This is a genomic window from Cobetia sp. 1AS1 (genome assembly GCF_029846435.1).
GTDB classification, from domain to species: Bacteria; Pseudomonadota; Gammaproteobacteria; order Pseudomonadales; family Halomonadaceae; genus Cobetia; species Cobetia amphilecti.
On the sequence record NZ_JARWKU010000009.1, the window covers coordinates 146,188 to 166,360 of the forward strand.

The following is a 20,173-nucleotide window of genomic DNA, read 5'->3' on the forward strand; positions in this document are numbered from 1 at the left end:
ACCCACATGGATGAATATGCAGAAACCATGCGGAAGTCATGCAGAAGACCCCCGGAGCGTCTTTACGCACATCGCTACGGAACCTCTATGAAAAGCGCAGAAATCAGAAACGCCTTCCTGACCTATTTCGAGAAGCAGGGCCATACCATCGTTCCCACCAGCTCCCTGGTGCCGAACAACGACCCGACCCTGCTGTTCACCAACGCCGGCATGGTGCCCTTCAAGGATGTCTTCCTGGGCCGTGACCCGCGTGGCTACAGCCGTGCAACCTCCGCGCAGCGCTGCGTGCGCGCCGGTGGCAAGCACAATGACCTGGACAACGTCGGCTATACTGCCCGTCACCACACCTTCTTCGAGATGCTGGGCAACTTCAGCTTCGGCGACTACTTCAAGCGCGAAGCCATCCAGTTCGCCTGGAAGTTTCTGACCGAAGAACTCGGCCTGCCGAAGGAGAAGCTGTGGGTCACCGTGCACGTCAGCGATGACGAAGCCCGTGACATCTGGTTCAACGAGGTCGGCATCGATCAGAACCGCTTCTCGCGTCTCGACGAGGACAACTTCTGGCAGATGGGCGACACCGGTCCGTGTGGTCCGTCCTCCGAGATCTTCTATGACCACGGCGAAGACGTCGCCGGTGGCCCGCCGGGCAGCCCGGACGAGGACGGCGATCGCTACATCGAGATCTGGAACCTGGTCTTCATGCAGTTCGATCGTGACGCCGAGGGCACGCTGCACCCGCTGCCCAAGCCGTCCATCGATACCGGCATGGGCCTGGAGCGTGTCGCGGCCGTGATGCAGGGCGTGCACTCCAACTACGAGATCGACCTGTTCCAGAATCTGCTGGCCGCAGCAGCCGAGATCATCGGTCACGACAACATCGCCACGCCGTCACTGCGCGTGGTGGCTGACCACATCCGCTCGTGTGCCTTCCTGATCGCCGATGGCGTTCTGCCGTCCAACGAAGGCCGTGGCTACGTGCTGCGTCGCATCATCCGTCGCGCCGTGCGTCACGGTCACAAGCTGGGGGCGCGTGGCAGCTTCTTCTACAAGCTGGTCGCGGCTCTGGACAGCGAGATGGGCGATGCCTATCCGGAACTGCGCGCCGCTCGCGAGCAGATCGAACGTGTGCTGCTCAAGGAAGAAGAGCAGTTCGCGCGTACGCTGGAACATGGCATGAAGCTTCTGGAAGAAGCCATCGCTGGCCTCGAGGGCAATACCCTCGACGGCGAGACCATCTTCAAGCTCTACGACACCTACGGCTTCCCGTATGACCTGACCGCCGACATCTGCCGCGAGCGCGAGCTGATCCTCGATGAGGCAGGTTTCCAGGCGGCCCTGGAAGCACAGCGTGATCGCGCCCGTGCCGCCAGCAACTTCGGCGGCGACTACTCCGCCAGCCTGGTGCTGGAAGGCGAGACCGTCTTCACCGGTTACGACCAGCTGGAAGGGGAAGCCACCGTCACCTCGCTGTTCGACGCCGAAGGCAATGCCGTCGAGCAGCTCGAGGTGGACACCAAGGGCATCGTGGTACTCGATACCACCCCGTTCTACGGCGAGTCAGGTGGCCAGGCCGGTGACACAGGTTATCTGCATCTGGATGGCGGCCGCTTCCAGGTCAGCGATACCCAGAAGCAGACTGGCCATCACCTGCATCACGGTGTGCTGATCGAAGGCGCTCTCAAGGTCGGTGACAAGGTGCGTCCGCAGGTCGATGCCGAGCTGCGCGCGGCTTCCGTGCGCAACCACTCCGCCACGCACCTGCTGCACGAAGCGCTGCGTCTGGTGCTGGGCGAGCACGTTCAGCAGAAGGGCTCGCTGGTCACGGCCGAGCGTCTGCGCTTCGACTTCAGCCACTTTGAGGCGATGACGGCCGAGCAGCTGTCCGAGGTCGAGCGCATCGTCAACGCGCAGATCCTGGCCAACGCCGAGACCACCATCGAGTTCATGAGCCTCGATGAGGCCAAGGCGCGCGGCGCAGCGGCTCTCTTCGATGCCAAGTATGGTGAGGAAGTCCGCGTGCTGACCATCGGTCAGGATGCCTTCTCCATCGAGCTGTGCGGTGGGACTCACGTCAAGCGCAGCGGCGACATCGGCCAGATGCACATTCTCGCCGAGACCGGCATCGCGTCCGGCGTGCGTCGTATCGAGGCCATCACCGGTCGCGCCGCGCGTGACTTCCTGCTCGCGCAGGAAGCGACTCTGGCTCGCCTCGGTGAGCGTCTCAAGGCCAAGCCGGAGCAGGTCGAGGAGCGCGTCGGCAGCCTGCTGGAGCGCAACCGCGGCCTCGAGAAGGAGCTTGAACGCCTCAAGGCCAAGCTGGCGTCCGCTTCGGCCAGCGACATGCTCAGCGACATCGCGAATGTCCAAGGCATCAAGGTGCTGGCCAAGCAGGTCGAAGGCGTCTCCGGCAAGGAGCTGCGTGGCCTGATGGATGACCTCAAGTCCAAGCTCGGCTCCGGCATTCTGGTGCTCGGCGTCGCGGACGGTGACAAGGTCAGCCTGATTGCCGGTGTCACCGATGACCTGACCTCACGCGTCAAGGCGGGTGACCTGGTGCGTCACGTGGCCGAGCAGGTCGGCGGCAAGGGTGGCGGTCGTGCTGACATGGCCCAGGCCGGTGGCAGTGACGCCGCCTCGCTTCCGGGCGCACTGGCCGGTGTGCCATCATGGGTAGACGCCCAGCTGGGCTGACAGTACAAGATGAAGGCCGGGCTCCTCTTGAGGAGACCCGGCCTCTTTTTGGGCTCACATGAGCTTCATGTGGGGACAACGCAAACGGACACGGATAACGGAAACGCACATGGCGCTATACGTTCAGAAGTTCGGAGGCACTTCGGTCGGCTCGGTGGAGCGGATCAAGGCCGTCGCCGAGAAGGTCAAGCGATTCCGCGATGAAGGCCATCAGATTGTCGTGGTCGTCTCTGCCATGAGTGGCGAGACCAACCGACTGATCGGTCTCGCCAGCGAGATCAATGATGACCCGACACCGCGCGAGATGGACATGCTGGTCTCCACTGGCGAGCAGGTCACCATTTCCCTGCTGGCCATGGCGCTGCAGAAGATCGGCGTCGATGCGACCTCCTACACAGGGGCGCAGGTGGGAATCCGCACCGATAGCGCGCACACCAAGGCGCGTATCCAGCACATCGATACCGATGACCTGCGTGAAGACCTCGACGATGGCAAGGTGGTCGTGGTGGCAGGCTTCCAGGGTGTCGATGAAGAGGGCAACATCACGACGCTCGGTCGTGGTGGCTCTGACACCACCGGTGTCGCCCTGGCTGCCGCACTGAAGGCGGATGAGTGCCAGATCTACACCGATGTCGATGGTGTCTATACCACTGACCCGCGCGTGTGCTCCAAGGCACGTCGTCTGGAAACGGTGACCGTCGAGGAAATGCTGGAAATGGCGAGCCTGGGCTCCAAGATCCTGCAGATCCGCTCGGTGGAATTCGCCGGCAAGTACAATGTTCCCCTGCGTGTGCTGTCTTCCTTCGAGGATGGCCCGGGTACCCTGATCGTCGCTGAGGAAGAAGACAACATGGAAGAACCGCTGATCTCCGGCATCGCCTTCAATGTCAACGAAGCCAAGCTGACTCTGCTCAACACGCCGGATATCCCGGGTGTCGCTTCCAAGATTCTGGGCCCGATCGCCGATTCCAACATCGAAATCGACATGATCGTCCAGAACGTCTCTCCGGACGGCAATACCACTGACTTCTCCTTCACCGTCGCCAAGACCGACTTCAAGGCGACCCAGCGCATCCTGACCGAGACGGTGATTCCGTCCGTCGGTGGTGGTGAGATGCGCGGTGATGACAACATCGCCAAGGTCTCGCTGGTCGGTGTCGGCATGCGTTCTCACGCCGGTGTCGCCTCCAAGATGTTCCGCGTGCTGGCGGAAGAAGGCATCAATATCCGCATGGTCTCCACTTCAGAGATCAAGATTTCCGTCCTGATCGACGAGAAATTCATGGAGCTGGCGGTTCGCTCCCTGCACACCGCTTTCGGGCTGGATGCAGAAGCGATCAGCGACGAGACTGCCTGAGTCTCACCACGGAGCGTGCAGCAAGGAAGTCGTAAAGACACCGACAATCAATGACTTGCCCAAGTCGTAAAGCGTCGGTGCCCAGGCCGGGGATATTGGTCTGGCAGACGTGCGGCACGTGAAGTCGATAGCGCCCGATGCATTTTCTGTCATTCTTCTGAATGTCAGTCTGTGCATCGGGCGCTTTCATTCAACGTGTCTATCGGGTGTGATGAAGGTATGGCATTGGCCGTCGGAGCATGCATAGCGCATAATTCGAGCTTCATGCATCAGGGTGGTCGACTTGTCCCGGTCGATCGCCGCCTCCACATCCCGTTGAAGTCCCAGCTGTTTTGAATTTCTGACAAGGAGATCAGTCATGCTCATCCTGACCCGTAGAGTGGGTGAAACTCTGATGATCGGAGACGACATCACTGTCACCGTTCTCGGAGTGAAAGGTAATCAGGTGCGTATCGGTGTGAACGCGCCCAAGGACGTTGCCGTCCATCGAGAAGAGATCTATCAGCGCATCCAGCGTGAGAAAGAAGACAATGGCGATGCCATCGCCTGACGGCATGCTGCGCCTGCACGTCGCACGATCCTGCACGACCCGATGAACGCCAGCCATTGTCCCCATGGCTGGCGTTCGCGTGTGTGGGCCTGGTGCAGGCGAGGGCGGCCCGCCTAGCTCATGAACAACGGCGTACGTACCTCCATGAGCAGCGGCTCATGCGGGGTGAGGAGAGGGTGGCTTGTTCAAGTCTGTGTTCCGTAAGGGAAAAATTTGGCTTTTTTCTCAAAAAGGGGGAGACAAGCCGATTCTGGTTCGGTAATATGCCCGCTCCCTCGAACTAGACGCGACGACAGGCTAGCCATCGTCATGTTCTGGTTCATGCGGGGAGATTGCTTGGGGGCGCGCAGCCTCGAGCCTGTTGTCGAGTGGTGATGAGATGTTCAGCATCGAAGCCAAAAAATCGACACAGGGGCTGGACAAAGCCCAATCAAATGAGTAAGATATGCGCCGTACCTGATGAGGAGAGGTGGCCGAGTGGCTGAAGGCGCTCCCCTGCTAAGGGAGTATAGGGTTTATAGCCCTATCGAGGGTTCGAATCCCTCTCTCTCCGCCATTAGGTACAAATGCAGTAAGATGCGCCCTTAGCTCAGCTGGATAGAGTACCTGACTACGAATCAGGCGGTCGGAGGTTCGAATCCTCCAGGGCGCGCCACTGCAACGCAAGACATGAAGTTGGAAAGACGCAGTACTCGCACGATAAAGTCCTGAAGTCATTTGAAATGCTCAGGCCACAGATTTCAAGGTTTATGCGCCCTTAGCTCAGCTGGATAGAGTACCTGACTACGAATCAGGCGGTCGGAGGTTCGAATCCTCCAGGGCGCGCCAATTGAAAAACCCGCTTCACTGAAGCGGGTTTTTCTTCGTCTGAAGAAAAGTCAGGCAATGAAAGAAGCCAGGCTATTGAGCCAGGCTATTGAGCCAGGCTATGAGGCAAGGCTCTGAGGCAAGGTCAGCGCCGAGTGATCGCCGCCTGCACGGCCCCGATCCCCGCATTGCTGACGATCTGAGTGTTCTACCGCTTTCCTTGACTGTGATGTCACGCCTTCGGGCGGACGATCGCCAGGGCGCCCTTTTCGCGAGGGGCGCCCTTTTTTTGGTTCACTGATCGGGGCAGCGACCGGATCGGGTGTTGGCCGGTGCTGATGTTCCGGTTTCGGTTCCGGCTCCGGTTCAAGTGCAGGCTCAGGCCGGGGTGGTCGCTGCTTCCGTTTCCGATGTCTGAGGCGATTCTGGTGTTTGAGCCGGCTCCGGCATGCGAGTCACCGACGTCAGAAGGCTCGGCGCCAGCTCCAGCGCAGTGCCGGCCACCAGGCCGGTGAAGAACTCGGCGCGCCCCTTGTGGCGCTTGATGGCCTGGAAACGGCTTTCGGCTTCCGCGTTGCCGCTCTGGCGCATCATGTTCATCCACTGCTTGAGCAGCGGCACCATCACCTTGTCGGGGAGGTGGGCGCAGCGCTCAGCATGGGAGAGCAGCACCTGCGCACGCTGTGTCCAGTCCGTCTCGGGCAGCAGCTCGCCGGTCGCTTGCCAATGCTTGATGCGCGCCGCCAGGAAGGGGTCGGCCAGGGCGGCCCGCCCCAGCATGACATCGCGACAGCCGGACAGGGAGCGCGCCCGCCAGTAGCAGTGCATATCCCAGATATCGCCATTGGCGACCACCGGAATGGAAAGCTCGGAGGTGATCTTGCCGATCCATTCCCAATGCGCCGGTGGGCGATAGCCTTCCTGTTTGGTGCGCCCATGCACCACCAGCTGGGTCGCACCGCCTGCCTCGGCCGCCTGAGCGCAGGCCAGCGCCAGGCGCCGATCATTGAAGCCGAGACGAATCTTGGCGGTGACCGGCACGCCCGTCCCCTCGAGTGCCTTGCGCACGCCTTCCACCGCGCGGAAGACGCGTTCCGGCGAGCGCAGCAGCGCCGCGCCACCATCATGCCGGTTGACGGTCTTGGCCGGGCAGCCGAAATTGATATCGACGCTTGGCGCACCCAGACGCGCGGCGACGCGGGCATTGATGCCCAGTGCCTCGGGGTCGGCTCCCAGCAGCTGCAGGGCGACCGGGGTCTCGTGTCGTGTACGGGCCGTCTGTGTCGGGGAGGCGTCGAGCAGCTCCGGACAGATGCGCTTGAAGACGCGCGGCGGTAACTTGACGTGGGTCACGCGCACGAATTCCGTCACGCACCAGTCGTAGCCGCCAAGGCCGGTGAGACATTCGCGCGTGATGTCATCTATCACGCCTTCCATCGGCGCGATGCCGATGCGGCCGGCCCGCGCGAGGGCCTGTGGGGTCAACGATGGTGTCATTGCAATTGCCGTGGAATCAGGCACTTTAGAGCGACCAACAAGCATTGAATGCAGCTGCATGGGCATACCGACAGAGGCTATCGGCGGCGGAGCCTATCCGTCGTGCCGTGTCCGGCGTGACCGAAGACATTGGCGTTCAGCGCAGGCGCTGCGCCGTAGTGCGGCTCGATAACGAGAAAGACTCGAGGACACTGGCATGCAAGAGAATGATCTGCTCGGTGAAGGCTTGAACCTGATGGTGTTCGGGATGGGGTTCGTGTTCGTGTTTCTAAGTCTGCTGGTGGTCGCCATGATGGCGATGGCCAGGCTGGTGGATCGCTTCGCGCCTGCACCAGTGCCCGCTGCGCCAGGTGCTGCGCGGGCGCCGGCTGCCCCGGCCCCTGCGGCAGGGGACGATAGCGAACTGACGGCCGTCATGGCCGCGGCGATTCACCGCTTCCGGCAGGACCAGCACAAGCACTGACGCTTGCGCGGCTTCGCCGATAGCGTCTGGGCTCTGCCGAGCGTCCGACCACTGCCAAGAGTAGCAGGCGGCGATTCTATCACGAGCAGTACGGTGGGTAGACCTCCCCCCGAGTGCAATATTCTGTGTTGCAGGCTGACGCAACAGGCTGCCTGCAGCGCGCGCAGAACTCGATATCCACAATATAAAGAACAAGGGATCACTCATGGACAAGCAACCGCTGGGCATCACGGATGTGGTACTGCGCGACGCGCATCAGTCATTGCTGGCCACGCGCATGCGCCTCGATGACATGCTGCCGATCGCCGCCAAGCTGGACGACATCGGCTTCTGGTCGCTGGAGAGCTGGGGCGGCGCGACCTTCGACGCCTGCATTCGCTACCTGGGCGAAGATCCCTGGGCGCGCATTCGTGCTCTGAAGGAAGCGATGCCCAAGACCCAGCAGCAGATGCTGCTGCGCGCCCAGAACCTGCTCGGCTATCGTCATTACGCCGATGATGTGGTGGATACCTTCGTCAAGCGTGCCGCGACCAGCGGTGTCGATGTCTTCCGTGTCTTCGATGCCATGAATGACCCGCGCAACCTCGAGCGTCCGCTCAAGGCGGTACTGGATCAGGGCAAGCATGCCCAGGGCACCATCTCCTACACCGTGAGCCCCGTGCACACCCTGGAGATGTGGGTCGAGCTGGCACAGAAGATCGAGTCCATGGGTGCCCAGTCACTGGCGATCAAGGACATGGCAGGCCTGCTGACGCCGTACACCGCCTTTGAACTGGTCTCGCGCCTCAAGGCGAGCCTGTCGATCCCGATCCACATGCAGTGCCACGCCACCACCGGGCTTTCCACCGCCACGGCCCTCAAGGCTATCGAGGCGGGCATCGACAACGTCGACACCTCCATCTCTTCCATGTCGATGACCTACGGCCATAGCCCGACGGAATCCGTGGTCGCGATGCTGGCGGGAACCGAGCGCGATACCGGGCTCGATCTCGAGAAACTCGAGGATATCGCCGGCTATTTCCGCGAAGTGCGCAAGAAATACGCGGCCTTCGAGGGCAGTCTGCGCGGTATCGACTCGCGCATCTTGGTCGCGCAGGTGCCGGGTGGCATGCTCACCAACATGGAAAGCCAGCTCAAGGAGCAGGGCGCCGGTGACAAGCTGGATGACGTGCTCGCCGAGATTCCGCGTGTACGCAAGGACCTGGGCTATATCCCGCTGGTGACCCCGACCTCACAGATCGTCGGCACCCAGTCGGTGATGAACGTGATGATGGGTGAGCGCTACAAGTCGATCTCCAAGGAAGTGCAGGCGCTGCTCAAGGGCGAATATGGCGCGGCACCGGCGCCCTTCGACAGCGAGCTTCAGTCCCGCGTGCTGGAAGGCGGCGAGCCGATCACCTGCCGCCCGGCCGACAACCTGACGCCGGAGATGGAGCGTCTGCGTGAGGAGCTCAAGGGCAAGGCCAGTGAAGAGGGCATCACGCTGGAAGGCGGCGAGCGCGAGACCGATGATGTGCTGACCTACGCGCTGTTCCCGCAGATCGGCCTCAAGTTCCTGCGCAACCGTGGCAACCCGGATGCCTTCGAGCCCGCCCCGCAGGCTGTCGATGACAAGGCGTCCAAGGCTGCAAGTGCGCCGGTCTCCAGTGCTCCAGCCGTCAGTACTCAAGCCGCGTCGAGCGGTCCGCAGACCTACACCCTGAACGTCAACGGCAAGCAGTATGTGGTCGAGATCGCCGAGGGTGGAGACATCACCCAGGTGCAGGCCAGCGCGCCAGCGGCGCCTGCTCCGGCAGCCGTAGCGGCGGCACCTGCCGCACAGGCCGCCTCCGGTGAGCCGGTGAGTGCGCCGCTGGCGGGCAACATCTTCAAGGTCAATGTCAGTGTCGGTGACAGCGTGGCCGAAGGGGATGTGGTCATCATCCTCGAGGCGATGAAGATGGAGACCGAGATCCGTGCCCACCAGGCCGGTACCGTCTCCGCGGTGAAGGTCAAGGAAGGCGACAGTGTCAGTGTCGGCGACGTTCTGATCACCCTCTGAGCCGGTGTGTCCGGCCCGTCGTCATGCGCGGCGGGCCGGTCGGTGATGCTCCTCTGCAAGGCGACACGACATGGACAAGATACTCAACCTCTGGCACGGCTCGGGGCTCTACAACATGAGCTTCGGCCAGCTGGCGATGATCGTCATCGGCCTTGGCCTGCTTTATCTGGCGATCCGCAAGAACTTCGAACCCCTGCTGCTGGTGCCGATCGGCTTCGGCGGCATTCTGGCCAACATCCCGGAAGCCGGGCTGGCGCTGTCTGCCGCCGAGCAGGCGGCCCATCTCGGCAAGCCGGAGCTTCTGGCTTCGATGGCCAATCTGCTCAACGTCAACATCGCCAGCCTGCCGCTGGATGAGGCACGTCACGCGGTGGAGCAGGCGCTGCATGGCGAGATTCCCGCCGCGCTCAAGCAGCAGGCCAGCAACATGGCGCTGGATGGCGGCTTCTCCAACGGCATGCTCTACAGCTTCTACAGCGTGGCGATCGCCTCCGGCATCGCGCCGCTGGTGATCTTCATGGGCGTGGGCGCGATGACGGACTTCGGCCCGCTGCTGGCCAATCCCAAGACCCTGTTCCTCGGTGCGGCGGCGCAGTTCGGCATCTTCGCGACCCTGCTGGGCGCGGTGGCGTTGACCTCGATGGGCCTGATGGACTTCAGCCTGCAGCAGTCGGCGGCCATCGGCATCATCGGCGGTGCGGACGGCCCGACCTCCATCTATGTCGCCAGTCTGCTGGCGCCGGAGCTGCTGGGCGCGATCGCCGTGGCGTCCTACTCCTACATGGCACTGGTGCCGATGATCCAGCCGCCGATCATGCGCGCGCTGACCACCGCCAAGGAACGCAGCCTGGTCATGACCCAGCTGCGCCCGGTGTCCAAGACCGAGAAGATCCTGTTCCCGCTGGTGCTGCTGATCATGGTGGCGATGCTGCTGCCGGACGCCGCACCGCTGCTGGGCATGTTCTGCTTCGGTAACCTGATGCGCGAGTGTGGTGTGGTGGAGCGTCTGTCGGATACCGCGCAGAACGCACTGATCAACATCACCACCATCTTCCTGGGACTGTCGGTGGGCTCCAAGCTGCAGGCCGACAAGTTCCTGGCGGTGGAGACGCTGGGTATTCTGGCCCTCGGCGTGGTCGCCTTCGGTATCGGCACGGCCTGCGGGGTACTGATGGCCAAGCTGATGAACAAGGTCTCCAAGACACCGATCAATCCGCTGATCGGGTCGGCCGGTGTCTCGGCGGTGCCGATGGCGGCACGTGTCTCCAACAAGGTCGGGCTCGAGTACAACCCGCACAACTTCCTGTTGATGCATGCCATGGGGCCGAACGTGGCCGGCGTGATCGGCTCGGCGGTTGCTGCGGGGGTGATGATCAAGTACCTCGGCTGATCGTCACCACAGCACTGATACGACAACGCCCGCCATGGCTACCATGGCGGGCGTTGTCGTATCTCGGGCCTTCATCAGCGGCGCTTTATCTTGTCTCGGCCGAGGGATTTGAGGGCGTGGCAGAGACGGTGCGCTGATTCGGCTGCATGCGCGTCTGCGGGTCGTGGACGGCCTGCCAGAGGCTTAGCAGGGCGGCGCGATCGACAGGCCGGCTGGGCAGGCGCTGGCTGTCCTCGAGCCCTTGCCATTCCCCCGCGGCGTTCTGGCGTGCGAGGGCAAAGCGGAAGGGGTGATAGCCGGGTGAGCCCAGGCGTGTATCGGTCACTGCCAGCAGCGTCTCACCCTCTGGGGTCTGCTCGCGGCTCGCGCGCAGATAGGGCGCCGCGAACCAGCGCAGACGCTGGCCGTCCTCCAGCTTCGCGACCTCGGCATCCAGCGTCGGATGGCGCGGAAAATCACGGCGTGCGAGAGACGCCAGCTGCGCATCGGAGTCGAACACGCTGACCATCCACTCGTGATCCGCCTGCGGCGTGGTTGCGCTGACACGCCACAGCAGGCTGTTGAAGGGAGTCGGCTGCACCATACGCGGGGCGTCGGCGAAGCCCTGGCTGGCCAGCAGCGGCGCCACGCGATGTTCGACCCAGCTCTTGGCGGCCAGCCCCCAGCCCAGATAGAGGCTCGAGAGCATGAGACCCGCGGTCAGAAGGCGCCCGGCGCGACCACGAATCGCTACCCACAGGCCGGTGATCAGCAGCGGCAGGGTGTAGAGCGGGTCGATGATGAAGACGCTGGCCAGACTGATGGGACGGCTGGGCCACGGCCACAGCAGCTGGGTGCCATAGGTGGTGAAGCTGTCCAGCAGCGGGTGGGTGACCAGGCACAGCACGCAGTAGGCGATCAGCCGACCACGGCCGAGACTCGCCAGACGTGGCAGGCGCGCCAGAAGCCAGCCGAGCACGATGCCCAAAAGCGCCAGCATCGGCAGGGAATGGCTGAAGCCGCGGTGATGGGTGTAATTGGCGACCGCGTCGCCGTAGTCGATCATCACGTCGAGGTCGGGCAGGGTGCCGAGTGCCGCACCGCCGAGCAGTGCATAGCGGATGGCCGCGCCGCGTTTCGGGCTGGGCAGGCGGCGAATGGCCGGCGCCATGACGGCGCCGCCAACGACGGCCCCGAGGCAGATCTGGGTGAGGGAGTCCATGTGTGGGCTACCTGTGAGGGAGTAAAGAGCGGGAGGCGTGGGAGCAGGCGTCAGTCATCTGCGCGGATCGCCGCCAGGGCGCCCGGCTCGGCCCAACGCGGGCCGGCATCCAGCACGCGTGCCTGCACCGGACAATCATCACGATGACAGCCGGGCAGATAGCCGCAGCTCATCAGCAGCTCGTTGACGATCTCGGGGCCGGTGAAGCGGAAGGCCTTCTTGAACAGCTTGATCCAGGCTGACAGCGGTTGTGGATGGTGGGCATCCAGCCAGGCACTGAAGCTGCCGTGGGAATCCTTGAGCTGCATCACCACGCCTGCGTTGTGGATCACGGCATTGATCTTGAGCCGGTTGCGAATGATGCCGGCATTGCTGAGCAGGCGCGCGCGATCCTCGTCCCCGTAGGCGGCGATGCGCGCGATATCGTATTCCTCGAAGGCCTCGCGGAAGGCCGCGCGCTTCTTGAGTACCGTCAGCCAGGAGAGGCCGGCCTGATTGATCTCAAGCACGAAGCGTTCGAACAGCACCCGGTCATCGCTGACCGGAAAGCCGTATTCATGGTCATGATAAGGGCCATGAATCGGGTGCTGGGGAGCATTCTCGCAATAGGTGCTGGCGGTGACGACGTCGGCCATCAGTCCTCCTGTACCGCGAAGCGGCCGCTGCCGAGAAAGACGATGGCCAGGGCGCTGGCGAGGAAGAAGCCTTGCAGCTCCAGCGCCCAGCCGCCGGAGGGCGACAGGCTCAACAGCTGGCCCATGTGCGCCACGGCAAAGGCGAACAGCATGTTGGCGACCACGATCAGACCGGCGATGCGCGAGTGCACGCCGAGCACCAGCATGATGGGCGCGATGATCTCGCCAATGTAGACGCCATAGGCCACCACGCCCGGGATGCCCAGATTCTCGAGCTCGCCGGCGATCCAGCTCAGCGTGCCGCCATCACCGAGCAATTTCGAGAGGCCATGAAACAGCAATAGCAGGCCCAGCATCAGGCGCAGTATCAGCTTGCCGAGGTCGTCATTTTCGAGAAATTGCACGGTAGAGCTCCTTGCTCAGCGGTCGTCGGGCTTGCTCAGTCGTCGTCGGGCTTGCTTGGCGGTCGTCGGGCTTGCTTAGCGGTCGTCCGAATAGAAGGCGGCTGTCTCAGGCGTTGGGGTTGTCCACCAGAATGCGCGAGAAGCGCACGATCTCGGCATTGCGGTTGGACCAGCCAAGACGCTCCCAGAAGCGATGAGCGTCATGGTTGTCGTGCAGGGTATCCAGATGCACCTTGTCGATGCCTTCGCTGGCCAAGGCTGCCAGACAGCGGTCGACCAGCGTGCTGGCGATGCCCTGGCCACGCATGTCCGGCGCCGTCATCACATGCTGAAGATAGCCGCGCTTGCCGTCATGGCCCGCCATGGCGCAGCCGACCAGGCGCTCATCGAGAAAGGCCAAATGGCTCATGCCGGGATTGCGCGCCAGATAGCGGGCGACAGGGGCATGGCGGTCAGCATCGCGGATGACCACGCCGGGAGTCGCCTCCATCATGGCGATGAAGGCAGGGTGGTCTTCCGGTGTCATCGGACGATAGGTCAAGGTTGGCATCGTGTGTCCTGGCAAACGGCGGTCGTCGGGGATGCCATATCCTATCAGTCCCGCGGGATATCGAAATGCCCCGGCTGCGCCGCGACGCGTGCCAGCCACGCCTGAATGGCGGGATAGTCATCCAGCGCGAAGCCGCCTTCATCGGCAACATGCGTATAAGCATAAAGGGAAATGTCGGCAATCGTGAATCGGTCCCCGACCAGCCAGTCATGCTCGGCGAGATGGTGCTCCATCACGCGCAGGGCGCGCTTGCCGCCATCCTGCTTGGCGGCGTACTCGGCGCGGCGCTCGTCGGGGAGGCCGAGGTAGCGATTGATGAAGCGGGCGGTGGCGATGTACGGCTCATGGCTGTACTGCTCGAAGAACTGCCACTGCAGCACCTTGGCGCGCAGGAAGGGGTCACTCGGCAGATAGTCACTGCCATCGGCGAGGTAATTCAGGATGGCGTTCGACTCTGACAGTGTCTCGCCGCGATGCAGCTCCAGCAGCGGAATCTTGCCATTGACATTGCGGGTCAGGAATTCCGGCGTGCGGGTGTCGCCGGCCAGAATATCGACCTCGATGTAGTGATGATGGCGTTCGAGCAGGTGCAGCAGCAGCTCGACCTTGTAGCAGTTGCCGGAGCGGCGATCACCGTAGAGTGTCAGCATGCAGGGAGCGTCCTGTGCGAGCGTGGAATTGGCGTCTCGACAGTCTAACCAACCTCGTCTGCATGAACAGTGATTATTCGAACAGTGTTCGACGCTCCGGTGTCATCCGCGTACTCCAGACGCAGGCTGAGGTCAGCCGAGGATCATCACCACGCAGGAAGCGGTCAGTACGCCCATCATGCGGTTGAAGATCTTCCAGGCGCGCTCGGTATTCAACAGGCGCCCGATGGCGGTTCCGAAGCCCGCCCACAGCGAGATGCACGGCAGCGCGACCAGTTCCGCGAAGCCTGCCAGCAATACGGCGTTGAGCAGTGCCGGGCCTTCCTCGGGCAGAAAGCTTGCCATCAGCGCCATGCCCATCACCCAGGCCTTGGGGTTGGCGAACTGGAACAGGCACGCCGCGAGGAAGGTCATCGGACGCGCATCCTGCTGGCTGGCGAAGTCAGGGGGCGGGGCGGTGGCGATCTTCCAGGCCAGGTAGAGCAGGTAGGCACTGCCCAGCACCTTCAGCAGCGTCTGCACGATGGGATAACGCTCGAAGACCAGCCCCAGCCCCAGCGCGATGGCGATGAACAGCACCAGGCAGCCGATCAGGATGCCGAAGATATGCGGTAGGGTGCGCCAGTAACCATAGTTGGCCCCCGAGGCCGTCAACATCACGTTGTTGGGGCCGGGTGTCAGGGTCATCGACAGCATGAAAAGCGTGGCGGGGGCCAGAAAGGCGAGGGATTCCATGGGTGTCCTTCAGCGTGGTGGGCGTTGTCGAGGTGGCGTGTCTGACTGTATGGGTTCAATTTGCGGATGCCGGCACATTCCTGTGTTTTGTGGCTTGTTGGCGGCATGTTTTGAGCATAATCTGATGACAATTACCGTCAACAGGTTTTTTGTCACCATGACAATGTGGATTCCGACCCTGGATCCCGCCATGCCGCGTTACCGTGCGCTGGCGGAGGCCATCCGCCTCGATATCGCCGCGGGCCAACTCAAGGAAGGCGAGCGACTGCCGCCTCAACGGCGGCTGGCGGATGCGCTGGGGGTGACCATCGGCACGGTGACACGAGGCTACGCCGAGGCTGAGCGGAGTGGCCTGGTGTCGGCGCGTGTCGGGAGCGGCACCTACATCAATGGCGCCACCCGAAGCGCGCATGGGTCCTTCAGCAGCTTCGGGCATGCCCTGCGTGCCAGCAAGGTCTATGGATTGGCGCCAGAACAGGAGGGCGCGCTGCCGGCATCCGGCGTGATCGATCTCACCATGAGCCTGCCACCGCCTCACCCCGCGCGGCAGCAGGGAATGGCGGCAGCGCTGGCCGCGATCAGCCAGTCACCCGAGGCCTTGCTGCGCAGTGTCGAGTATCAGAATGAATTCGGCGACGGCAGCCACCGGCAGTTGCTGGCGAGCTGGATGGGCGAGCTCGGCATGCCGGTCGACCCCGAGGAGCTGATGCTGACCCAGGGCGGCCAGAATGGCATCACTCTGGCGTTGTCGGCACTGCTGGCACCCGGGGATGCCGTGGTTACCGGCGCACTGACCTATCCCGGCTTGATCGTCGCCAGCGCCGAACGTGGCCTCAAGCTGTTGCGGGTGCCGCTGGGCAAGGACGGCATGGATGTCGAGGCGCTGGCGCGGCTGTGTCGTCAGCAGGCACCCAGAATGGTCTATGTGATGGCCGAGCAGAACAATCCGGGCGCGGCACAGTTGTCTCATGCACGGCGCGAGGCACTGGTCGCCCTCGCGCGCCAGCATGACTTCTGGATTCTGGAAGATGGGGTGCAATATCTGCCCGACGAGGAGTGCGGTACGCGGCTCTATCAGATGGCGCCGGAGCGCACCCTGTATGTCTTCAGCACCTCCAAGTTGCTGGCTGGCGGCCTGCGCCTGGGCGTATTGCGGGCGCCGGTGGAGGTACTGACCCGCATCGGCGCAGTGCTGCGCAGCCACAGCTGGATGGTGGCGCCGCTGTTGATGGAGACGGTTTGCGCCTGGCTGACCAGCGGCAACGCGACACAGCTGGTGGCGTGGCAGATGGAGGAGATGCGCGCGCGCCAGCGACTGGCCCGCACGCTGCTGGCGGAGTGGTCGCCGGCGGCGCGGCCGTCCTCGTTCGATCTGTGGCTCGAGTTGCCCGAAGGGCAGCGCAGTCAGGCGATGGTCGCGTCATTGGCCGAGCGGGGGGTGCACGTCACCAGCGCCGAGCCCTTCTGTGTCGGCAATGAGCCGCCACCGCAGGCCATCCGGCTGTGCCTGAGCGCCGCCGAGAGCCGTGAGGCGCTGACCCACGCGCTGGAAATCGTGCGCGAGCAGCTGCAGGCGCCGCCTGCGCTGCGCCCCATGACACTCTAGCGCTTCGCCGCGGTCACTCCCGGCGGGTGCCGGATTCCTGCGCCAATCTGGCCTGCTTGAGCGGCACGCCCCAGCGATAGCCGCCGAGCCCGCCATCGCCGCGTACCACACGATGACAAGGTGTCAGCAGAGCCAGCGGATTGGCACCACAGGCATTGGCGACGGCGCGGCTGGCGGTCGGCCGCTCGAGCACCTCGGCCAGCTGGCGGTAGGTCAGGGTATCGCCACTCACGGTGGCGTTGAGCTGCTGCCAGACGCTCAATTGAAAGGCAGTGCCACGCACATCCAGCGGTAGCTCGAGCAGCAGCGCATGACTGGTCTCCGGTTGCTCACACAGGGCTAGCAACCGTGCCCCCAGTGAGGTATGCAGCAGGCGACTGGCCGCGTGAGTGTTGCCGTCCTGCTCGTCTGTCACTGTCTCCATCTGCTGCCAGTTGGCCCTGGGCAGGCGTGCTTCCAGTGCCTGCTGGCCCGCCTCACGACTGTCGCTGAGCTGAATGACGACCACGCCACGCGCGCTGAGTCCTGCGCTCAGCCAGCAGGACTGCTCCGGTATCCCGAAGCGGCACGGCCAATGTAGTGCCAGCAGGTCTTCTCCCTGGCCGCCGGAGCGGCGGGCGCTGGGCGTGATGCCGTCCCTGCGCGCATAGGCGCGACTGCTGGAACGATAGCCGGCGGCGATGATCGCCTCGGTCACGCCATGGCCTTCCTCCAGCAGCGCATGGAACTGCATCTGACGCAGACCCGCCGAGTACTCGGAAGGTGACAGGCCCAGCAGTGCCGTGAAGCGGCGCTGAAGATGAGAGGCGCTTATCCCGTGCTCCGCCGCCAGGCTTGCGAGTGTCGGGGAGGGCTCGCCTGCGGCGACGGCCTGCTCCAGCTGCCGACATACCGTCAGCGGCCAGGGCGAGGCGGGGGTTGAGTCAGCATTCGCAGGTGTCGAGCGGGCGGCAGTGGAGGCGCATGAATGTGAAGCGTTCGATTCCGGCATCGTCGGTGCTCCAGACGTGGCCCTGACGGGATGGCGAGTCTGCTTGTCGGCCTGAGAGCGATCAGGCTTGTCGGACTGCTCAGGATGACAGCGCCGACAGGCGCGCATGCCTGCGGCTCGCGCCGCGTGACAATCGGCAAACAGGCGCAGGTTGTCGCGGCGTGGCGCCGGGGATGGGCAGCCGATGCGACAGAAGATGCCAGTGGTGATCACGCCGTAGCGCAGCGTCTCCCAGGCGATCGGCTGGCGCGCCAGCAGACGCTGCCAGATGGCCTCATCGCACCCTTGAGCGTCGCCAGCGGCAGGTGGTGCCGTCATGCCTGCCGCTGTCTTTTCGCCGGACACTGATGTCATCGTTAATCTCGCTGTGCAAGGTTCACGATCAGTATCGCCATCCGCTCGGGGCTGTGCACTCCGTATCTTGTGCTGACTGTCAGGATTGCGCTCGCAGCATTTGCCGGGGTTCGCTCAGAACTCGATGGATTCCTGGCGCTTCTCTTCTTCTTCGGCCTGCTTGCGCAGCTTCTTGCGGATGGCGGCCTTGTGGAAGCGCAGCTTCTGTTCCTGGGTTTCCAGGTTGAGTGGCGGCACCGGCACCGGCTGGCCGTTGGAATCGACCGCGACCATGGTCAGATAGCAGCTGTTGGTATGGCGAATCAGGCGTCCCTGGATGGATTCGGCGACCACCTTGATACCGATCTCCATCGAGGAGCGGCCGACGTGATTGACCGAGGCCAGGAAGGTCACCAGCTCGCCGACGTGGATCGGCTGCTTGAAGCGCACCTGGTCGACCGAGAGGGTGACGACGTAGCTGCCGCTGTAGCGACTGGCACAGGCGTAGGCGACTTCATCCAGCTTCTTGAGGATGGCGCCACCGTGCACCTTGCCACTGAAGTTGGCCATGTCGGGGGTCATCAGCTCGGTCATGATCAACTGATGCTGGCCGGGCAGAGCTTCGTTGAGGGCGGTCTGTTCTGGCTGGTTCTCGCTCATTGGGGCGTCCTTCAGGCACGGGCCTGTCAGGTGAGTGGGAGCTGTCAGGGGCTCTCAGGTGAAGCAATGGCTCTGGCATGCCGCGCAGAGAGGGATAATGGCTAGTCTGCGGGATTCGTGACGTCTTGGCACCCCGTGAGCGGCATATCAGCTATCTATAAACGACCTTGCCCCCACAGTCGCCTGTGGGGGCAAGGAGCTTGCGGGGTTATCAGGCAGGCTATCTGAATGGCAGGCTGAAAGGGCTAGCTGACGCCGCCGTCAGGTGGGTGTCAAAGCAGCGTCAGACCCAGCGAGATGATGATGCCGGTCACCAGCAGCTGCACCAGGCAGAAGCCCATGATGTCCTTGGCCTTGAGGCCGGCGATGGCAAGCACCGGCAATGCCCAGAAGGGCTGCAGCATGTTGGTCCAGGCATCGCCCCAGGCGACGGCCATGGCGACGCGTGACAGGTCGGCACCCAATGCCTGCGCGGCGGGAATCATGACCGGTGCCTGCACGGCCCACTGACCGCCACCGGAGGGCACGAACAGATTGACGATACCGGCACTGATGAAGGACCAGAACGGCAGGCTGTCGGCGGTGGCAATCGACACGAAGCCTTCGGACAGCGTGGCGGCCAGTCCCGACTGCACCATGATCGCCATGATGCCGGCGTAGAAGGGGAACTGGATGACGATGCCTGCGCCACCCTTGATGGCTTCATTCAGACTGTCCAGCAGCTTGCGCGGCGTGCCATGCAGCACGATGGCCAGGAACAGGAAGCTGAAGTTGATCACGTTCAGGTTCAGTCCGCCGCCACGAATCACGAAGTGATCCACCAGCCAGGCGAGGCCGAATAGCCCGACGACCCAGGCGAGAATCGGCGAGTTCTCGAGACGCTCGGCGGGACGAGGCTGGTCGCTGATCTCGGTGTGCTTCTCCTCGAGCAGGGCTGGGTCCACGTACACGCTTTCCTTCTCGAAGGGCATCATGGCGCGATTGACCAGCGGCATGATGATCAAGAGCGCCGCGACGATGGCGATATTGAAGAAGGCGAAGATGGTGTCCGAGGTGGGCACGATGCCGATGCTGTCCTCGGTGAAGTGGCCTGCGGTGGCGATGGTCAGCGGAATCGAGCCCGAGATGCCCGCATGCCAGATCACGAAACCGGAGTAGGCACTGGCGATCAGCAGGCGGTAATCGACCTTGATCATCTTGGCCAGCTGCTTGGCGAACAGTGCCCCGATGACCAGCCCGAAGCCCCAGTTGATCCAGCTGGCGATCAGCGACACGAAGGTGACCAGCATGATGGCGCTGCCGGGCGTTCTGGCCAGCGAGGCGATGCTGGCCAGGCCTTTCTTCACCGGCGGGGTGTTGGCGAGCATGAAGCCCGAGATCAACACCAGCAGCATCTGCATCGAGAAGGTCAGCAGATTCCAGAAGCCATCGCCCCAATAGCGCATCACCTCGGTGGGGGAGCGCTGTTCGATGAGCATGGCGGCTGCCGCTGCAACGACGGTCAGCAACAAGACGAAGATATAGGGGTCAGGCAGATAGCGCTCAACCAGCTTGACGGCTGGCCGTGATAGCGATTGCAGCATGTGAGAGTCCCTGTTGGCTTTTTATCAGT

Annotated in this window: 17 protein-coding genes and 3 tRNA genes; 10 read left to right on the top strand and 10 right to left on the bottom strand. The window is 63.2% G+C overall.

The features are described from left to right. Positions 1-87: 87 nt before the first annotated feature. The 6 genes from alaS (at position 88) to QD280_RS14355 (ending at position 5,426) form a co-directional block, all read left to right on the top strand. Positions 88-2,691: an alanine--tRNA ligase gene (gene alaS, locus QD280_RS14330; RefSeq protein ID WP_279839790.1), complete on the top strand. Its 2,604-nt coding sequence runs from the start codon at positions 88-90 to the stop codon at positions 2,689-2,691. A 109-nt stretch (positions 2,692-2,800) separates the two neighbouring features. Beyond that, positions 2,801-4,048 (top strand): aspartate kinase, encoded by a 1,248-nt coding sequence (locus QD280_RS14335; RefSeq protein WP_043332939.1) that lies wholly within the window; start codon positions 2,801-2,803, stop codon positions 4,046-4,048. A gap of 358 nt (positions 4,049-4,406) precedes the next feature. Further along, positions 4,407-4,598 (top strand): carbon storage regulator CsrA, encoded by a 192-nt coding sequence (gene csrA / locus QD280_RS14340; RefSeq protein WP_043332937.1) that lies wholly within the window; start codon positions 4,407-4,409, stop codon positions 4,596-4,598. 463 nt (positions 4,599-5,061) lie between these two features. Then, positions 5,062-5,154 (top strand) — tRNA-Ser (locus tag QD280_RS14345). Between the two features lie 22 nt (positions 5,155-5,176). Next, positions 5,177-5,253, top strand: a tRNA-Arg gene (locus tag QD280_RS14350). A gap of 96 nt (positions 5,254-5,349) precedes the next feature. Beyond that, a tRNA-Arg gene (locus tag QD280_RS14355) sits at positions 5,350-5,426 on the top strand. Between the two features lie 357 nt (positions 5,427-5,783). On the opposite strand, the gene QD280_RS14360 is transcribed toward QD280_RS14355, so the two are convergent. Further along, on the bottom strand, positions 5,784-6,842 hold the full coding sequence (locus tag QD280_RS14360) for a tRNA-dihydrouridine synthase family protein (RefSeq protein ID WP_279834665.1): 1,059 nt from the start codon (positions 6,840-6,842) through the stop codon (positions 5,784-5,786). Positions 6,843-7,098: 256 nt separating this feature from the next. On the opposite strand from QD280_RS14360, the gene QD280_RS14365 reads away from it, so the two are divergent. From QD280_RS14365 to QD280_RS14375, 3 genes are all read left to right on the top strand, one after another. Further along, positions 7,099-7,365: an OadG family protein gene (locus QD280_RS14365; protein ID WP_279839792.1), complete on the top strand. Its 267-nt coding sequence runs from the start codon at positions 7,099-7,101 to the stop codon at positions 7,363-7,365. Positions 7,366-7,570: 205 nt separating this feature from the next. Further along, positions 7,571-9,406, top strand: coding sequence for a sodium-extruding oxaloacetate decarboxylase subunit alpha (gene oadA / locus QD280_RS14370; RefSeq protein ID WP_279839794.1), 1,836 nt, complete (start codon positions 7,571-7,573; stop codon positions 9,404-9,406). A gap of 70 nt (positions 9,407-9,476) precedes the next feature. After that, positions 9,477-10,796 carry a sodium ion-translocating decarboxylase subunit beta gene (locus tag QD280_RS14375; RefSeq protein WP_192839147.1) on the top strand — a complete coding sequence of 440 codons (1,320 nt, stop codon included), beginning with the start codon at positions 9,477-9,479 and terminating at the stop codon, positions 10,794-10,796. A gap of 85 nt (positions 10,797-10,881) precedes the next feature. Here QD280_RS14375 and QD280_RS14380 read toward each other — a convergent pair whose 3' ends face one another. The 6 genes from QD280_RS14380 to QD280_RS14405 all read right to left on the bottom strand — a co-directional run bounded on the left by QD280_RS14380 (position 10,882) and on the right by QD280_RS14405 (position 14,971). Then, entirely contained in the window at positions 10,882-11,997 is a 1,116-nt protein-coding gene (locus tag QD280_RS14380; RefSeq protein WP_279839796.1) for a metal-dependent hydrolase, read from the bottom strand. 50 nt (positions 11,998-12,047) lie between these two features. Further along, a complete protein-coding gene (locus QD280_RS14385) occupies positions 12,048-12,632 on the bottom strand; it encodes a DNA-3-methyladenine glycosylase I (RefSeq protein ID WP_279839798.1) in 585 nt (194 codons plus the stop codon). Then, positions 12,632-13,036 carry a DoxX family protein gene (locus QD280_RS14390; protein ID WP_043332928.1) on the bottom strand — a complete coding sequence of 135 codons (405 nt, stop codon included), beginning with the start codon at positions 13,034-13,036 and terminating at the stop codon, positions 12,632-12,634. Before QD280_RS14390 ends, QD280_RS14385 begins: the two co-directional genes overlap by 1 nt. A gap of 106 nt (positions 13,037-13,142) precedes the next feature. Further along, the gene (locus QD280_RS14395) at positions 13,143-13,586 is read right to left on the bottom strand and encodes a GNAT family N-acetyltransferase (protein ID WP_107335943.1); all 444 of its coding nucleotides are present in this window, start codon (positions 13,584-13,586) and stop codon (positions 13,143-13,145) included. Between the two features lie 44 nt (positions 13,587-13,630). After that, the gene (locus QD280_RS14400) at positions 13,631-14,236 is read right to left on the bottom strand and encodes a glutathione S-transferase family protein (protein ID WP_043332924.1); all 606 of its coding nucleotides are present in this window, start codon (positions 14,234-14,236) and stop codon (positions 13,631-13,633) included. A 132-nt stretch (positions 14,237-14,368) separates the two neighbouring features. Next, positions 14,369-14,971 (bottom strand): LysE family translocator, encoded by a 603-nt coding sequence (locus tag QD280_RS14405; RefSeq protein WP_279839799.1) that lies wholly within the window; start codon positions 14,969-14,971, stop codon positions 14,369-14,371. Between the two features lie 157 nt (positions 14,972-15,128). On the opposite strand from QD280_RS14405, the gene QD280_RS14410 reads away from it, so the two are divergent. Further along, positions 15,129-16,577, top strand: coding sequence for a PLP-dependent aminotransferase family protein (locus QD280_RS14410; protein ID WP_279839800.1), 1,449 nt, complete (start codon positions 15,129-15,131; stop codon positions 16,575-16,577). Between the two features lie 13 nt (positions 16,578-16,590). Here QD280_RS14410 and QD280_RS14415 read toward each other — a convergent pair whose 3' ends face one another. The 3 genes from QD280_RS14415 to QD280_RS14425 form a co-directional block, all read right to left on the bottom strand. Continuing rightward, positions 16,591-17,922: a methylated-DNA--[protein]-cysteine S-methyltransferase gene (locus tag QD280_RS14415; protein WP_279839801.1), complete on the bottom strand. Its 1,332-nt coding sequence runs from the start codon at positions 17,920-17,922 to the stop codon at positions 16,591-16,593. A 114-nt stretch (positions 17,923-18,036) separates the two neighbouring features. Continuing rightward, positions 18,037-18,561, bottom strand: a complete 525-nt coding sequence (locus QD280_RS14420; RefSeq protein WP_043332919.1) for an acyl-CoA thioesterase — start codon at positions 18,559-18,561, stop codon at positions 18,037-18,039. Between the two features lie 272 nt (positions 18,562-18,833). Further along, positions 18,834-20,144, bottom strand: coding sequence for a short-chain fatty acid transporter (locus QD280_RS14425; RefSeq protein WP_153636577.1), 1,311 nt, complete (start codon positions 20,142-20,144; stop codon positions 18,834-18,836). Between the last annotated feature and the right edge of the window lie 29 nt (positions 20,145-20,173).

Bases quoted from the DNA above. Each gene is read 5' to 3' on its own strand.
- alaS (WP_279839790.1), top strand. From the start codon at position 88: ATGAAAAGCGCAGAAATCAGAAACGCCTTCCTGACCTATTTCGAGAAG.
- QD280_RS14335 (WP_043332939.1), top strand. From the start codon at position 2,801: ATGGCGCTATACGTTCAGAAGTTCGGAGGCACTTCGGTCGGCTCGGTG.
- csrA (WP_043332937.1), top strand. From the start codon at position 4,407: ATGCTCATCCTGACCCGTAGAGTGGGTGAAACTCTGATGATCGGAGAC.
- QD280_RS14360 (WP_279834665.1), bottom strand. From the start codon at position 6,842: ATGGAAGGCGTGATAGATGACATCACGCGCGAATGTCTCACCGGCCTT.
- QD280_RS14365 (WP_279839792.1), top strand. From the start codon at position 7,099: ATGCAAGAGAATGATCTGCTCGGTGAAGGCTTGAACCTGATGGTGTTC.
- oadA (WP_279839794.1), top strand. From the start codon at position 7,571: ATGGACAAGCAACCGCTGGGCATCACGGATGTGGTACTGCGCGACGCG.
- QD280_RS14375 (WP_192839147.1), top strand. From the start codon at position 9,477: ATGGACAAGATACTCAACCTCTGGCACGGCTCGGGGCTCTACAACATG.
- QD280_RS14380 (WP_279839796.1), bottom strand. From the start codon at position 11,997: ATGGACTCCCTCACCCAGATCTGCCTCGGGGCCGTCGTTGGCGGCGCC.
- QD280_RS14385 (WP_279839798.1), bottom strand. From the start codon at position 12,632: ATGGCCGACGTCGTCACCGCCAGCACCTATTGCGAGAATGCTCCCCAG.
- QD280_RS14395 (WP_107335943.1), bottom strand. From the start codon at position 13,586: ATGCCAACCTTGACCTATCGTCCGATGACACCGGAAGACCACCCTGCC.
- QD280_RS14400 (WP_043332924.1), bottom strand. From the start codon at position 14,236: ATGCTGACACTCTACGGTGATCGCCGCTCCGGCAACTGCTACAAGGTC.
- QD280_RS14405 (WP_279839799.1), bottom strand. From the start codon at position 14,971: ATGGAATCCCTCGCCTTTCTGGCCCCCGCCACGCTTTTCATGCTGTCG.
- QD280_RS14410 (WP_279839800.1), top strand. From the start codon at position 15,129: ATGACAATGTGGATTCCGACCCTGGATCCCGCCATGCCGCGTTACCGT.
- QD280_RS14415 (WP_279839801.1), bottom strand. From the start codon at position 17,922: ATGACATCAGTGTCCGGCGAAAAGACAGCGGCAGGCATGACGGCACCA.
- QD280_RS14420 (WP_043332919.1), bottom strand. From the start codon at position 18,561: ATGAGCGAGAACCAGCCAGAACAGACCGCCCTCAACGAAGCTCTGCCC.
- QD280_RS14425 (WP_153636577.1), bottom strand. From the start codon at position 20,144: ATGCTGCAATCGCTATCACGGCCAGCCGTCAAGCTGGTTGAGCGCTAT.